This window comes from Streptomyces sp. NPDC001027, from assembly GCF_040299045.1.
Classification (GTDB): Bacteria; Actinomycetota; Actinomycetes; order Streptomycetales; family Streptomycetaceae; genus Streptomyces.
In genome coordinates, this window is record NZ_JBEPBI010000621.1 from 1 (window position 1) to 1,024 (window position 1,024).

General features: G+C 70.8%; 1 protein-coding gene. It reads right to left on the reverse strand.

Annotated elements, in window-relative coordinates:
- Positions 1 to 112: 112 nt before the first annotated feature.
- Entirely contained in the window at positions 113 to 787 is a 675-nt protein-coding gene (locus ABT300_RS44375) for a ribonuclease FAU-1 family protein (protein WP_351688927.1), read from the reverse strand.
- Positions 788 to 1,024 lie beyond the last annotated feature (237 nt).

Below are 1,024 nucleotides of genomic sequence, written 5' to 3' on the forward strand. Positions count from 1 at the left end.
CGGTCGGGAACGGCCGGCGGTCCCCGCGCGCCGCTGTGCAGCCCGCTCCGGCCTGACCGGCTCCGGCCCGACCGATGGCCCCTCCGCTGGAGGCGGCACTCCAGCCAACGGTTCAGCCGCCCGTCGGTGCGACCCTGTGTCCGGCCGCCCCGGGTCGGGGAAGTGTCGGGGCGGGCCAGGCCGGGTTCCACCGCCAGGCCGACCACGAGGCGGTGTCAGCGAACGGGCCGGAGCGTTCCTCGAGCATGGCGATGGCCTGGTCGCGGGCGGCGGCCACCGCCTGGTGCTCGGTGTCGGTGACGATGCCGAGCCGCCGGACGTGCGCGTACTCGTCTTCGTCCTTCCACTGCCAGCTGGTCAGGTCGGGGTCGACGACCAGGTCCACGGTGAGGTCGAAGGTGTCGAACCCGTCGCCGGTCCGAGCGGTGGGGCGCTCGAAGTTCACGTACCAGTTCCGCAGCCCGTCGGCGGTGTAGAAGGCATTGACGCTGAACCACGCCGCCGGCGGCTTCCACAGCAGCAGCTCGGTCTCCTGCCACACCGCGGCCGCCAGATCCCACACACCACTCGCCATCGCGTCGAACGCCTCGGTGCGCACCGCACGGTCGCCGTCTGTACGGGCCTTGACGTACAGGGCGGGCCAGCGGGTCTCGGCTCCCGGCGGACAGGCCGCCACCAAGGCCTCGCTCGTGTCGGCGACGACGCGCAGTGCATGCTCGCTCCACACGCGGCCGGGCCGGTGCACGTCGCGCCGTACGACCGTCTGTCCCATCTCGAAGCTGCGCACCCATCCTCCTTCGCCGCGACCGAACTCGTCAGGCCCGCGGGGTCCAGCCCAGCGCCGACGGGACGGCCTGGGCAAGCCCTCGTTCCAGGAACGGCTTACCCACGGCCTTTTCGGCTTGCCCGGTCACATTCCGATCGTCCACGGGCGACTCAGCGTACTGAAGGCACGCTGAGTCGCTGTGCTGGACTAATTTGGAGTTCATCTGTAAAGGGCGGGGGAGATCCTTGGGATCGTGAT